General features: G+C 40.0%; 10 protein-coding genes. All 10 read right to left on the reverse strand.

Going from position 1 to position 15,404, the window contains the following annotated elements:
• The 10 genes from BM086_RS09215 to trpE all read right to left on the reverse strand — a co-directional run bounded on the left by BM086_RS09215 (position 1) and on the right by trpE (position 15,250).
• On the reverse strand, positions 1–2,580 hold the full coding sequence (locus tag BM086_RS09215) for a DUF5696 domain-containing protein (RefSeq protein WP_092325736.1): 2,580 nt from the start codon (positions 2,578–2,580) through the stop codon (positions 1–3).
• Positions 2,581–2,608: 28 nt separating this feature from the next.
• Positions 2,609–3,226 (reverse strand): Yip1 family protein, encoded by a 618-nt coding sequence (locus tag BM086_RS09220; protein ID WP_092325737.1) that lies wholly within the window; start codon positions 3,224–3,226, stop codon positions 2,609–2,611.
• A 12-nt stretch (positions 3,227–3,238) separates the two neighbouring features.
• Positions 3,239–4,732 carry a hypothetical protein gene (locus BM086_RS09225; protein WP_092325738.1) on the reverse strand — a complete coding sequence of 498 codons (1,494 nt, stop codon included), beginning with the start codon at positions 4,730–4,732 and terminating at the stop codon, positions 3,239–3,241.
• Between the two features lie 18 nt (positions 4,733–4,750).
• On the reverse strand, positions 4,751–5,653 hold the full coding sequence (locus BM086_RS09230; protein ID WP_092325739.1) for a carbohydrate ABC transporter permease: 903 nt from the start codon (positions 5,651–5,653) through the stop codon (positions 4,751–4,753).
• 3 nt (positions 5,654–5,656) lie between these two features.
• Positions 5,657–6,574: a carbohydrate ABC transporter permease gene (locus tag BM086_RS09235; protein ID WP_092325740.1), complete on the reverse strand. Its 918-nt coding sequence runs from the start codon at positions 6,572–6,574 to the stop codon at positions 5,657–5,659.
• A complete protein-coding gene (locus BM086_RS09240) occupies positions 6,561–9,479 on the reverse strand; it encodes an extracellular solute-binding protein (protein ID WP_092325741.1) in 2,919 nt (972 codons plus the stop codon). The genes BM086_RS09235 and BM086_RS09240 overlap by 14 nt, the downstream gene beginning before the upstream one ends.
• Positions 9,480–9,534: 55 nt before the next feature.
• Positions 9,535–11,658 carry a hypothetical protein gene (locus tag BM086_RS09245; protein WP_092325742.1) on the reverse strand — a complete coding sequence of 708 codons (2,124 nt, stop codon included), beginning with the start codon at positions 11,656–11,658 and terminating at the stop codon, positions 9,535–9,537.
• Positions 11,659–11,903: 245 nt separating this feature from the next.
• Entirely contained in the window at positions 11,904–13,019 is a 1,116-nt protein-coding gene (gene nagA, locus BM086_RS09250; protein ID WP_092325743.1) for an N-acetylglucosamine-6-phosphate deacetylase, read from the reverse strand.
• A gap of 171 nt (positions 13,020–13,190) precedes the next feature.
• Positions 13,191–13,763, reverse strand: coding sequence for an anthranilate synthase component II (locus tag BM086_RS09255; RefSeq protein ID WP_092325744.1), 573 nt, complete (start codon positions 13,761–13,763; stop codon positions 13,191–13,193).
• Between the two features lie 29 nt (positions 13,764–13,792).
• Positions 13,793–15,250: an anthranilate synthase component I gene (trpE, locus tag BM086_RS09260; protein ID WP_092325745.1), complete on the reverse strand. Its 1,458-nt coding sequence runs from the start codon at positions 15,248–15,250 to the stop codon at positions 13,793–13,795.
• Positions 15,251–15,404 lie beyond the last annotated feature (154 nt).

Below are 15,404 nucleotides of genomic sequence, written 5' to 3' on the forward strand. Positions count from 1 at the left end.
TTAGTTAACCCCCTCGAAACAATAGTCCAATGCGCCAATCTTTGTTCCATCTTCCAATGTCACATCGTAAAGATTGTAATTGGTTTTAACAACAACGCCTGTTTCATAAGTTGTCTCATACACATTTTCAGCAAGAACCTTGTGTCCTGTAATATGTGTTGTGCCAACCCTGGATAAAATCTCTTCGCATTCAGAATATACTCTATCAATGCTTTCCTTCTGGTTATCAAACTTAACTGCATAAAGCTTTGTATAATCAGAATTCTTGAGCAGATCCTCACTCTTGTAAGTAAGGGTATACTTAGGAATAGCGCCAAGCTCTGCGGCCTGTAAAACAAAGTAGTTCTCTTCCTTGGAAGACATATTTACCTGCTTAGAGGTGTAATCAACAAGACCATTAAGAACCAGCTCCTTAAATGGAACTGAGTAGGTAAATGTTGTATAGCCGCTATTTTCTCTTGAAATATCAGTAAGCATTTTTCCGTAGCCGGCATAAACAAAGAAAGGATCACTTATTACAAGTCCGTGGTTCTCAGAAAGAGCTTCAAAATTCTCAAGTAAAACCTTTTCTCCGTCATATGGGCTTATCATTGCTGAGTTCTTGTAATCTGCATAATACTGATTTCCCATGGTTCCAAGGTAAAGATCACCAACATTTCCGCTCTTTTTAAGGAAACCATTTACTACGTCACTTAGATATTTAGGTGAAACAAGTTCATAATATGTAGCCTGTGCATTAACGCTTCCGCTAAGGAGTCCTCTTGCTGTATCGTATCCTGAGATTGTAGCCACAAGATTTCCGTAATCTCTTACGCTATGCTTATTTGCTCTGTAAGAAAGGCTCTTGTCATAGATTCTCTCAGGAGAAACGCTAAGACTTAAGTCAATTCCATTATTCTCAGCATATGCCTTAAGACTGTTAAATTCCTTCTTAGAGCCGTTTACTGATACAAGGCTGCACTTATCGTTAAGATCATTGTTTGCACCGCCATTTAAAGCTCCCCCGTAGGATACTGACATATTCTTGCCCTCAAGCTCTTTTAACATAGCCTCAAGTTCAGAATACTTAGTCATGGAAATGGTCTTGTTATAAGGAATTCCAAGTACATGGTCTGTAACATCGAGTGCGCCGTAGACGTCAAGGTGCACCGCTGCAGAATCTCTGTAGCTTAATTCTCTTCCCCATTTATCAGCAAGATAATCTCTATAGGAAGAAGCCATATCATAATATCCCTGCTTCTTACCAAAGAACTGGTATCTTATCTTAAGGTTCACATTCATCACATCTGTAGAAACCAGATAATTGGCAGAATTATCGCTATATGGACCGTAAACCTTTACTCTCATGTACTGTGAAGTATCAAATGAAGCAAAAGCCTTATTGTTGGTTGCTCCGTCTTCGCCTGTACTTGCAAGCTCTGTATTCATGATTGCAGTCTGGGCGCCTTCTTCAATGATTGCCAGAAAACTCTGCTTTTCTTTATCAAGAGCGCCATAGATCACACCAAAAACAGGCATACCGAGCTTTTCGCCATATTCTTCCATGTAGTAGTAATCGGAAAAATAATCATTATCGTAAAAAGCTCTTTTATAGTTAGGAACACCTGAAACATAGCCATTTACAGCCATAAGTGCGCCGCATCCGTCAGGAATAAGGAAATAACCATCTTCAAGCTGAGAAACAGTTGATGCGCCCATATTTGGAAGGACCTCAATGTTCTGCATCTTGAAATAATCATTGCCTGTAACGATCTCTGAAGTAGGAACTTCTGCAACAAGCTCATCACCTTCAAGAGTAAGGTAAAGATTTAAGTTAAACTCAGGAATCTGTCTGTCAGCAAGAGTAAAACCGAAAGTATCAGCATCTTCAGTGAGCATTTCCTCGTTATAGCCCACAATATTTGCAACGGCTATCATCTGCTTTGTAGCTGATGTAGGAGGATTTCCTGTATAAGTCACAGCATAGCACTCTTCTGTGATACTCTTTTTATAAACAAGTCCAAGTGTAGTGTTATATCTGTTGTACTCGTCTTCAGAAATAGTACCAGCGCTCTTAGCATCCTCAAGACCTTTCTTGAAGACATTTTCAAAGCGTTCAATGCTCATCTTCTTAGGAAGATATGCATAAAAGACATTTGACTCTCCCTGATTTAAGTCCATATGAATCTTGATACCATTGTCAATCTTATACACTTCATAGCTCTGAAGTGCTGTGCAATAGGTATCGGAATCCCATGTATAAAGAGCATTATCTTCACCAAGGAAGCTAATATTCAAAAGAGCTTTATCGGCGCTTGAAGAGCTTCCCTTAATATATGAAAGCCATTCTGTGCCATCCTTGGCATTGCTTACTCTAAGTCCCATAGTCTGTGGATTAAAGTACAGTTTTACATCCTCGCCCTCAGCAGCCACAAACTCACTTCCGGTTATATCAACCTGAGTCTGTGTCTCATCTGCGTGCACCGTCTCCACATTTCTGTTTATGTTTTCTTTCTTAAGGGCTATTGCCGGAATGCCTGCGTAAATGGCAACACCTAGTGCAAGCACAGCCAAAATCCCGATTATTACTTTCTTTTTCATAATTTACAATTAGCTCCGTAGTCTATTTTTAATGCGATCTTGTTATCTCTTTTGCCACATCAACTATAAATGTAAACATTTTTTCCTCTAATGTCAGGAAAAGAACTACCAGAAATACGATCAGTATTGCCGCAATGAATGTAACAAAAATTGATGCCAGATTCTGGAAAAGACCGTACTCATGAGCCACACACAGCCCTGAAACAATAAGGAATACAAACCATACAATTCCAATTCCTTCAAGCATGTACAAAAGCATCGACTCATCCAGAATGATAAAGTTACTAAGTAAAGTAACCACAAGATCTGATATGATCAGCGGGATAAGGCTGTAGCAGACAATTGTGAAAATGCCTCGCATATTTCCTTTTCCACCAAATAGTGTCGTCACTGACCAGTTGCTAATGCAAAATAATATTACTATGACCACGCTTGACATAAATACCGATACACTGTTCAGGGAACGAAGGTCATTGAGATTCAGGATGAAACCTGTATATTGTTCCCTTGCGCACTTCATGACTCCATATATGATCAGTACCAGCCAGGCAAGTACCAGACTTCCTTTATCTCTGAATCTTATCTCATAAAAGCCATCAAAAGGATGCGTCATAGAAAAAAACATATATTGTAATTTTTCTTTCATTTCCTTATCTCCTTACGCCTTAACCTTATGGGCTCTGTTATATTTAATCTCAGACCAGATCAAAAGACCTATCAGTACCACAAAGATCACTGCTATAATTCTAAAGTGTGCTCTGAGCCACAAGCCTCTGTATCCGTAATAAGCCTTGGAATAATACTTTCTTGCCCCACCTAGTTTGAAGTAATAAAGTGCCTTTTCATATTCATCCTTCATAAGGTAGTTCTTGCCGATTCCGACATAGCCAACCTCATAATTGGCATTGTATTTAACTGCCTGCTCGAAATATCCAAGAGCTGCATCCCAATTTCCACGGTAGTACTCTTCACTTCCGCTTAACATTGCTTTACCAAAAGAAGTAGGAGCAAGGATATAAGCGCATTCAAGTGTGGAATCAGTAACAACAAGCTTTTGGCCAAGCCAGCTTATTCCTGTGGGAGTCTTGAACTCGCCCTTCAGATTTCCAAGAGAGCCAAAAGCAATTAACTGTTCACCGTCAAAGTCATATATGAAGATTCTTCCTCTTTGCTGGTCAAGGGCTGCAAAAACGCCGTAATCAGTCACTGCAAGATCAACAAACTGACTGGGATTTTCTATAGCTCTGACGTCACCCTTTAAATAGGTGTTTCCCTCTTCTCTGACTACATTTTCTCCCTTGGAATTAAGTCGGAAGATCATATCTGTTGCAGCTGAATCGTAAGTTACGGCCATTACAAAGCCTTCCCCGTCAATCGCAACATTGTTAAATGCAGGTGCCAGTGTCTTGCCCATCTGAGCCTTCTGTTCATCAGTTGCAAGTGATTTCCAGAAGTAATCGATAAGATTAACGGAAGGAACATTAACTCCGTAATATCCGATAAAAGAGCCATCATTTGCAAGCTCGATTATTCCCTCATAGCTGGACTGCACAACAATAAAGATTCTGTCTGCCTCATCCACAGCCACTTTTGAAGGCTTAAACTCTGTAGAACCTGTCATATTTGTAGGTTTGGTTATGGTTCTAAGATATGTATAATCCTCAAGGTCAAGGACTATAACGCAGCCTGCCTGGGCATCTGCCACATATAACTCACCCGTTTTATCATGCGCATAGCATCCTTCAGGTCCTTTTAAAGTGATCTGATTACCTGATTCATCAAGCTTGATGGTGCCTTCTTTTGTCCAGATAGTCTTGATTGATTGTAAGTAATTACCCTCAGAGTCAAAAACATTAACTCTTCCTGATTTCTTATCACTTAAGAATATCCTTCCATCTGCGCTGGTGCAGACATCGTCTATACCCTGAAAAGTAATTCCGCCTGTTGATTCACTGTTTATCACTTTTTCAAGGGAAAAGGCTGCCGGGGAATCAACTACATTTACATTTGTATCGTAGATATATCCATCGTAGACATAGCTTGTTCCATCTGATGCCTGTACTCCCAAAGTTGACAGCGTAAGCATTGAAACACTTGCCAGCGCACCAAGACTGTATTTTATTTTCCTGAAAATATTTTTATGTCGAATCATTTAAATAATCCCTCTGCTTTATTCCTTGATACCTGTTGTAGCCATTGTCTCAAGGACATTACTCTGTGAAATGACAAATACTGTGACAGGAACGCTTACTATTATCAGTGATACCGCAGAAGCTACACCTGTACGAGAAATACCGCCGCTAACAAGCTGTGAAAGTACGTAACTAAGTGGTTTAAGTTCTTCAGAATAGATGAACACACCGCCCGTTGTGCCCCACATTTGCTGGAAGGATAAAATAATGAGTGTTATCCATGCAGGCTTACAAAGAGGCATTACGATCTTAAAATAAATCTGAAACTCATTAGCTCCGTCAATCTTGGCTGATTCAAGCAGCGCATCAGGAATCTGGACCATAAAGTTTCTCATAAGGAAAAGTCCAAGAGTGCCGCCAACCGCAGGAAGAATTACTGCCCAATAGGTATTTATAAGTCCCAGTTTGCTCATGATAAGGTAGTTTGGAATAGCTGTAACCGTTGATGAGAACATGAGGGCATATACTATTACCTGATTCATTACCTTAGATCCCGGAAAAACATATTTAGCAAGTGGAAATGCTGCCATAGAACCGAGAAGAACTGTTCCTCCTGTTCCAAGGAATGTTATGAACAATGTGTTAAAAACATATCTTGAAAGGGGAACATCAAAGCCCTCAATAATATTTTTCAGGTCAAAAAAGTTATTTAATGTAGGATTATCTACTGTAAGCCTTGGCGGGAAAATAAAAATCTCACTGAAAGGCTTAAAAGCACTAACCACAATGTACCAAAGCGGAAATAAGCTAAACAGACCAAATGCAGCCAGAAGAATTGTGAGAAAAACATCCCCCCCAAGACTTCTGTTCTGTCTTTTTATCTTTCTTTTACTAAGTGCCTTAGCTACTTTTCCGTTCCTAAACTTGCCGGATGATTTCATGGCTTACTCTCCAATTTTCCTAAGTAATTTCTGGATTATTATATTGATGAGCATCATCATCAAAAACAAAACAACTGCTATTGTACATGCATATCCCATCTGATATCTGATATTTCCGTAATCATGAAGATGTGTAAGAATTGTATGTCCTGCATAATCTACTGATGGGAAACCTACCAGGTCGATAGAAAGCTGTGATACTGAAAGTGAGCTTGTTATCTGCATAACAGCGCCAAACAAAAGCTGAGGTTTCATAGATGGGAAGGTTATGAACCAAAGCTCCTGCCATCTGTTTCTGATTCCCTCTACAGCAGCTGCTTCATAAAGTGCTTTATCAACAGTCTGAAGACCTGCTATGAAAGTCAAAAAGCTAACGCCAAGTGACAACCACAACTGGACAATTACCAGGATTGGCATAATATAGCCGGCTGTTGCAAGCCACTGTACAGCGTCTGTTGTTATTCCAAGTTTTAAGAGCCAAGCATTTGCCCATCCATAGGTATCTGATGAGAAAAGAATCTTCCATATAAGATACGCATTACCGGATATTGACGGTGCATAGAATACCAGTGTCATAAATGCCCTCGGTATTCTTGGAAGCTCATTTACAAGCCAAGCAAAAATAAAACACATTATGTAACTTATAGGGCCTGTTACTATGGCAAAAAACAAAGTATTTTTAACTGCTATAAGGAAGATATCATCTTCTACAAATAAGCTTATATAATTGGACAGCCCTATGAATGTCGGTGTTGAAACCATGTCAAAATCTGTAAAGCTCAAGGCTATCGCTATAATTACAGGTAAAACGGTAAAAAGAACAAATATAAGTCCAAATGGAAGTATCATAAAATACTTGTACTTATTCTTTTTCCAAACCACCGAAAACGGCTCCCTGTAGGATTTATCATTCTGGGACATATGCACTCCTTTTACGGGTCAGTTCTTTATTTATTGTTTCAACATTTAGATACAGACTCTCTCTTGGGTTACTGTTATTTGACACAACATCTGAATAAGCATATGAGATCATTCTGTTGGTCATGTAGTATCCGGGTACTGCTCTTATTCCTGATGAATGCTCAAGCTGTGCGTTTAACTGTCTAAGCTCGGCATTGCTCCATGGAAGCTGCTCCAAAACTTCAAGGTTAGCTGTTGCCACTCTTGCTGCTGTACCCATAACTGATTCAACTGTCTGGCAGTACTGCAACTGAGTTTCGCTGCTCATCCACCATTTAAGGAACTCCCAGGCCTCGTCAAGTGTATCTGTCTGTCTCATGATAACAGTGTCGACTGTATCGACAAGTACCTGATTATCTACTGTTCCATCGCTCTTTGCTGTTCCGGGAACAACTGCAAAGTCCCAGCTTCCCTTTATTTCAGGGGCAAAGATCTCAAGCTGACAGAAAGTAGTATAGTTAGCAAGGCCAATAGGTATCTCACCTGTTCTGAATCTGTTGGAGAAATCCATCTGCTTATCAAGACCATAGTTAGTATAAAGATCTGTATAATCCTTAAAAGCTTCCATAGCCGCTGTTGAACTAAGTCCAGACTTTATTCCGTAATCATTTCCTTCTCCTTCATATGGATCACCGCCATACTGTCTTACCAGTGAAAGATAGAAATTCAGGTTTCCGCTGCCATCGTTCAAATAAGCATTCGGAACATATGCACCATAGTTGTTCTGCTGAAGAACTGGCAACATCTCAATGAACTCAGTCCATGTTGTAGGAACTGAAAGTTCAAGGCTATCCAAAATATCTTTTCTATAGAACATCATCAGGAAGTTTGCTGTCTCAGGAAGTCCATAAACTCCGTCATTAAATGATGCTGTTTCAAGGCAACTGTCAGCAAATACTGATGATACTTCACTGAATCCTTCAAGCTTTGACAGATCAACGGTTGCATTTCTCATCGCAAAATCCTGAAGAGTGGACTGAGAAAGACCAACAACCACATCAGGACCTGTTCCTGCAAGAGCTGCTCTTAAAACTACATCCGCAGGAATTAGCTGGATTCTCACAGGTATATCAGTCTTGGGACTAAATGTGTTATCAACCAAAGTCTGGATTATCTGCGCCTGCTCCTTACCATATGAAGCAACCCATACTGTGAGTGGTTCTGTAACACCTGTTGATTCACCAACAGAACTAGTATCTATAACAAATGAAGCAAAAAATCTTAATATGCCGTTTGATACACCTGCAAGGAAAGAATCTGCAGTATTTGGCAGTGCATTTTGTTTTTCAGGATTAGTAATGGTTATTTCATCAAGTTCAAGCGGCATCGCAGAAACCTTAACTATCCATGTACCCACAGCAGAAATATTATTCTTGAGCTGTGGAAGCTCCTCAATTACCTTCTCAGGATCTTCTGATAAGCCCTTGGCTTCAATCGCCATTTTCTGCAAAAGAGCTGTGTTTTCACCTTTCTCACCGGTGATAGAAACTATCTCGTCAACGATGTTAAATAGTCTCTCGCTCTCACTTGCCATATTTTCCTTAAATCCGGGAATCTTTGAACCAATCTGATAATCAATATATCTGCTTGGTGACTGTCCCGTGAGCTGAATAACGCTCAAGTATGTGCTGTTTAAAACCTTAAGGCTTTCTTCAACCTCAGTAACTATGCCGCCAAACGGTCCCATGACATTTTCAAGAGCAATGGTGTTCTCACCTGCGTTTAAGTGGAAAAGAATTGCTTCCCCGTTAGCATCTGAGATAACATACTGAGTCATATCAGAGTTGTAATCAAATCCAACAGCATTTACTTCTTTATAAGGAACGGATCCATTTACATACAACCTTCTGTAACTTGTAACGCCTCGATTTGTACTCTGTCTTCCCTTAAATGCAAGCTCATACAGACCTTCCTCCGGGACATTTACTGTCCAGCTGATAGCATCTCCAGGGTTTTCCCAGCTTGAAGCTCCTATAGTATTGTATCTGCTGTAATATGCATGATAGGGATTTACCAATGAATCTGAATGATTCTTCTGAACCGATATAGAAGTGGAACTCTTAGCAATCTGTGTTACAGTATTATCTTTTCTCTCAGCCTGCATTGTTATTGCATTTCCATCATAAACTGAGTAGCTGTTTTTAAGATCAGTAACTATATTAGAATACTCTGGAAGTTCATTCTGTGCTTTAAATGTAAGTCCGATAAACTCTAATGGTTCTTTTATTGTGTTAAAAGAGATTGTATGCTTTCCCTTTTCCAGATAGAACATAAGCGGTTCGCCAAATCTTCTGTCTGCATCCTCTACGTACCAGTCCTGACCGGCAAATACTTCGTAAGAATTTGGTCTAAGCTCGTTTCCGGCTTTAGTCTGGATTTCATCGTCCTGCCACCATCTTCTTATAACTATCTGACTGCAATCATCGTAAGGAATTTTCCCATCTATCAAAAGACTTCTCTGAATATCGGAAGTTGTTCCAGGTATTGCCAGGTATCTTAACTCAAGATTATAAAATCCTGCTTCTGATGCCGTAAAATCAAAACTTATAGCGCCATCGCCCTCTGTTATGATTCCTGTCTCTCCTTTTGATGCGCTGAGCTCGCCTTCCGTCTTGTAATTATTCATATCCACTTCAATAACCGAAGAAGCCAGCTTTCCATCAAATCCATTTTCTTCAAGATATGACTCATAACTGCTCTCGTAAGCGCTCAGTTTATTCTCTGTTGTTGAGGAAAAAGCTCTTGTCACTTCTCTTTTTTCCTTACCGAAAATAAACGGCAGCACAAGCAGAATAACAATCAGTATTATCAAACAAGGTTTTATGTATTTTTTTGCTGAGTTGATTCCTGTTAATTTATTATTCATCTACTTTACCTGAAATTCAGGGCTTCCCATTAAGGGAAGCCCCTTTTATTTTTAATTATTTTACTGTTACCTTTACTTCCTTCTCAGCTGTGTTGCCAGCATAATCAGTTACAGTAAGTTTTACAGTGTAATCGCCCGGTGTTGTTGCATCAAGTGTTGAAAGGTCAGCTGTAATGTTTTCGGAAACATCAAGACCATCAGCATCTGTAGCGCTCTCAATATAGTTCTTCCAATCAATTGAAGATGTATCTGTATCAAGTGCAACGCTCTCTGGATCTGCCTTAAGCTCTACTGTAGGAGCTTCCTTGTTAGCATCGTTATATACGATAACCTTTGCCTTAGCGCTTCCTTCGTTATCTGAAGAATCCTTAACAGCAACCTTTACAGCCTTCTCATATACGCCAACTGTAGCTGTATCAAGATCATCTGAATATGTGATCTCACCTGCAGTAACATCAAGTTCGCCATCTACAGAGTCTTTTGCTGTGAAGTATTCCTTGAGGTCAACTGACTTGATATCTGTTCCAACAGGAATGATGATGTTCTTAGCTTCTACTGAAGGAGCCTGGTTATCATGTACTTCATTTGAAGAAAGAAGTGATTCCATGTTGCTGATCTGGTTTGTGAAATCAGACTTGTTAGCTTCAACAGCTACTGCGTAGTTGTCTGAGAATCCATCGATTCCGCATAAGCTCTTACCGAAGATGTCATCCCAAGCCACTCTTAAGTTAAGAAGATCTGAATAGTCATTTCCAAGGTTCTGTGAGATGTATGTAAATGCATCAAGAACGTCCTGACCATATGTCTCGTTGTAAATATCAAATCCAAATCCTGCAGCCTGTGAAGCAGCCATAGCTGATGTGTAATCTGCAAGGTTGTCTACACCACCAAGAGTCTTGAAATATGTAAGCCAGTATAATCTGTAAGCCTGAAGAGCAAGTCTTGTCTTCTCAGCATCGATTCCCTTAAGGATACCAACTGAATCGCCAAGTGTAATAACCTGCTTGTACTCTTCGCTGTCTGCGCTAAGTCTGTCAGCTCTTGGCCAAGGAACAATACCCATTGACTCGTCTCTGTCTGCAAGTGCTGAACCAGCTGAATTGATAAGCCAGTCAGGGCAATCCGTAAATACTGTGCCACCTCTTGAGAAATCAGCCTGTGATCTGCACCATTCAGGTGTGTAATTGTCATCATAGTATCCGCAATCGCTCATGTAGCCTTCATCCATAAGTGTCTTTACATAAGCAAGAGCATCTTCAGCTTCCTGTGTATCAACTCCAAGTCCGTCTGATCCGTAGATTGCTGCACCATTTGAATACATTGCTGAAAGTCCTGCAAATCTGTGGTCTGTCTCGTATGCCTGAACTGTTGAGTAGATGTTTCCGTCCTCTGATGGAGCCTTGTTAGCATAGAATGCATTTATCTTTGAAAGATAATCCTTAAATGTATCCCATGTCCATTCGCCCTTCTTCCAAAGGTCTGTAGGATATACTGTCTTGCCGTTCTCATCCTTAAGTGTATCTACAGCTTCGATCATTGATGCATTGTAGATAAGAGGCCATCTTGGGATGAAACGCTCTGTGAAACTAAGGAGATAATTGTGTCCATATAACTTGTCATAGTACATCCAGCTTGTTTCATCATCTGCAAAAACATCTGCATAATCATCAAGTTCCTGCAATACGTTCTGTGCAAGGATTGTTCCTTCTGCACCGCCCCAGATATTAGCAATATCACAAACAGGATCTCCGGCAAGAACGCTTGTCATTAGCTCTACTCTTGTATCCTGGCTGTATTCTACAAATTCAAATTCTACATTTAACTCATCCTTGATAGCCTGAAGACCTGCAAGTGATGCCTGTCTCTCTGACTCAGCCATTGTGTACTCGCCTGTAACCTCGTCCACATGGTTAGGATCAAGTCCTGCAACCCAGTGTGTACCGTATTTAATAACTACCGGTTCTCCACTAGCCTCTGTCTTCTCAGTCTTCTCTGTTTCTGTAGAAGAAGCAGTATCAGCTGTCTGCTCTTTCTCTGTCTGTGAAGTCTGTGTGTCATTTCCTGCCTGTGTGCCATTATCAGATGCTGTATTTCCACAACCAGCAAGTGAAGCAACCACCATAGCAGATGAGAGGCCAATGCCCAAAACTTTTTTGGCCAAAATCTTATTACCCTTCATAAGCTTCCTCCTTTTATTTGTGCATTATGGTATTTAAACCCTATATGCAACCGCTTTCATATGTGCATATTAACATATCTATAGAAAAATGTAAATTAGTTTTAAGGAAATATAAGCAAAAAAATGCCCATTTTCCACTAAAACGTTTAAGTTTTGCGAAAACATGGGCTTATATCTTTATGAAAAATTTAGTAAACTATTTTGATGAATTATAAAAGAGTTAGTAATCTTTGGTAGTACTTTACTTATGCTTTTATTACATGTCTTATCTCAAGATTTTTATCCAAGATTACGATATTGCCTGCTTTTCCCACCTCTATGCTGCCATATCTGTCAAAAATACCGATTGACTTCGAAGGATTGATGGTTGCGCATTTGACAGCGGTTTCAAGAGGTATTCCTACATTTCTAACAACATTTCTGACACAGTCCATGAGATTGGTCACAGAACCTGCAATTGTACCATCTGCCAATGTTGCTCTGTTGCCGTTGACAATTACTTCCTGTCCTCCAAGCTCGTACTTCCCATCACTCAGACCAGTAGCCATCATAGAATCACTGATCATAACTATCCTGTCATCACCGAACATCTTAAATGTTGCTCTTATGGCTGCAGGAGCAATGTGCACACCGTCACATATTAGTTCAACAAAAACATTTTCCTTATCACAGGCTGCACCGATTATACCGGGATTTCTGTGGGTAAAAGGGTTCATTGCGTTAAAAAGATGTGTTACATGACATGCACCGTTCTCAAAAGCCTCAATTGCTGTATCATAATCAGCATCAGAATGCGCAAGTGAAATGCATACTTCATCCTTAAGTTCTCTGATAACCTCCATGGAACATGGCATTTCCGGCGCTATGCACAATATTTTTATAAGGTCTCTTGCTACCTTCTGAAGCCTTCTAAACATTTCTGTGTCAGGGCTTTGAATATACTTCTCATTCTGAGCGCCCTTTTTCTTTTCAGAGATAAAGGGGCCCTCCATATTTATTCCAACGATTTCTGCCATACTCGTATTGGTCCCAAAATCCGCTATTGTCCTGAATATCTCTGAAAGCTTATCCTCAGGAAAGGTCATGGATGTGGGACAGATTGCAGTAATTCCATTTTTAAGTTCATACTGAGCAATGCTCTCGATGGATTTGTCCTTTGCATCGCAAAAATCATATCCAAAAGCCGCATGAAGATGAATATCCACAAGGCCCGGAATAACATAGCAGTCTGTAGCATCATATTCCTCGCTGCCGCTGATATCCGCTTCTGAGATATCAGTTATTATTCCATCGCTTATTTCCACATTTTGCCTATGAAACCTGCAATCGGTTCCAAAGACAAGTCCGTTTTTGATTATCATCTATTGCTCCTTTTTCATAAAACTATAATAATTATATGTTCTTAAATGAAATCACAGAAACGCACATTTTCTGCGGCTTTCGTGCAGCATCGACGCAGTAACCTCCAAATGGCCTATTTTCATGCATTCTTGTATTTCATATCCATGAATGCATGATTTGAAATTTATAACTCACGCCTTAGCAAGAATAAAGTTCTTTAACATCGTTCTTCCGTCAGGTGTCATTATTGACTCAGGGTGGAACTGAAGTCCATATACCGGATAATCCTTGTGCTTCACTGCCATTATCTCACCTTCATCAGTAGAAGATATAATATCAAGGCATTCCGGTTTAGTATCGGCATCAAGCGCAAGTGAATGATACCTGGCTACTTTCCCTCTTCTTTCAAGCCCTTTAAAGATATCGCATGTTATGTCAAAATCAACATCTGACTGTTTTCCGTGCATGAGTTCTTTGGCATAGGTTATTACTCCGCCAAAAGCCATGCATATCGCCTGATGACCAAGGCAAACGCCTAAAATTGGCATTTCTCCTGAAAGTTTTTTTATCACATCAACAATTACTCCTGCATTCTCAGGCCTTCCGGGACCGGGAGAAATAACAATTTTCTCAGGATGCAGATTTCTTATTTCTTCAACTGTCAGTTCATTGTTACGGATTACCTTGATATCAGGGTTTATCTCACCTAACATCTGATACAAATTATAGGAAAAGCTATCATAATTATCAATCAAAAGTATCATAACGACTCCTCTCGTTTATGTATTTTTTATTATTCCATCGCTGCTTCCAAAGCTTTAAGGGATGCCTTCGCTTTGTTGATGCACTCCTGATATTCCTTCTCAGGATCAGAATCTGCCACAATTCCCGCTCCGCTTCTTACAAAAACCTTACCGTTCTTTTTATAGACAAGTCGTATTGCAATGCAGGTATCCATATTTCCGGCAAAGTCAATATAGCCTACTGCGCCGCCATAAACACCTCTTTTATTATTCTCAAGCTCGCCTATAAGCTGACACGCCCTGATTTTTGGCGCACCTGACAAGGTACCTGCTGGAAGAACTGCTTCAATCGCATCAAGCGCGTCTTTATCTTCCCTAATCTGACCTCTGACCGTTGATCCAATATGCATAACATGCGAATATCTCTCTATTGAGTGCAGTTTTTCTACGACCACTGAGCCAAATTCGCTAATTTTTCCAAGATCGTTTCTTCCAAGATCAACGAGCATATTGTGTTCTGCAAGTTCTTTTTCATCTGCTAAAAGTTCTTTTTCCAAAGCCTCATCTTCTTCGGCGTCAGCACCTCTTTTCCTTGTTCCCGCAAGTGGGAAGGTGTGAAGAACACCGTCTTCAAGCTTCACCAGCGTTTCAGGAGATGCCCCTGCCAGCTCCACATCTGTTCCTGAAAAATAAAACATGTACGGGGACGGATTGATGGTCCTTAGCTGCCTATAGGTATCAAACAAACTGCCCTCATAATCTGCGCTGAGACAGTTAGATAAAACAATCTGGAATATGTCGCCCTCTTTTATATAGTTTTTAGCCTTCTGAACCATTTCTGTATATTCTTTTTTGTCAAACAAAGGCTTTATCTCGCCAAGAATCCTGCTCTGTGGCTCTTGTGCCTTCAAACCACTTTGTAGCAGTACTTTCATGATAGCAAGTTCCTCAGCTGCCTTTTTATAGTTTTCTTCCGGATTGTCAAGTCTTATGTTTTTTATGAAAAAAATCTTCTGGCAAACATTGTCAAATGCAATCACCTTGTCAAAGAGCATAATATCAACATCTTTAAACTGCTCAATGTCCTGTGTCTCTACTCTTACCGACGGCTCACTATATCCAAGGTAATCGTATGAAAAATATCCCACAAGTCCTCCGGTAAATGTTGGCAACTCGCTTATTCTTGGGCTTTTATGCCTAGACATCAATTCTCTGATATGACCGGAAGGATCATTTGTCTCAATTTCCTCTTCCCCAATCTTCAAATGCCCGTTTATGCATGTTATCTCAAGCAGCGGATCATAGCCAAGAAATGTGTATCTTCCCCACTTCTCATTTGCCTGCGCTGATTCAAGCATATAGCAGTGATTTGATACTTTCTTAAGCTTCCTCATTGCTTCGATCGGAGTAATAAAATCAGACAGTTCAATAATGCTGACAGGCATAATATCATATTTGCCCTCACCAGCATATTTCTTTACTTCTTCAAGACTTGGTATTAGATTCATGCTCTTTTCTTCCTCCCGGTTATAAATCAGAATGTCATTCAAATGTGCATCATTAGCGGAACTCTTTTCAAAACGAAAAAACGTCCCTGACAGAATTTCTTCTGTCAAGGACGAATAATAATCTTATCCGCGGTGCCACCTTGCATTCATAGCT

It is taken from the genome of Butyrivibrio sp. YAB3001 (assembly GCF_900112195.1).
Taxonomy (GTDB): Bacteria; Bacillota; Clostridia; order Lachnospirales; family Lachnospiraceae; genus Butyrivibrio.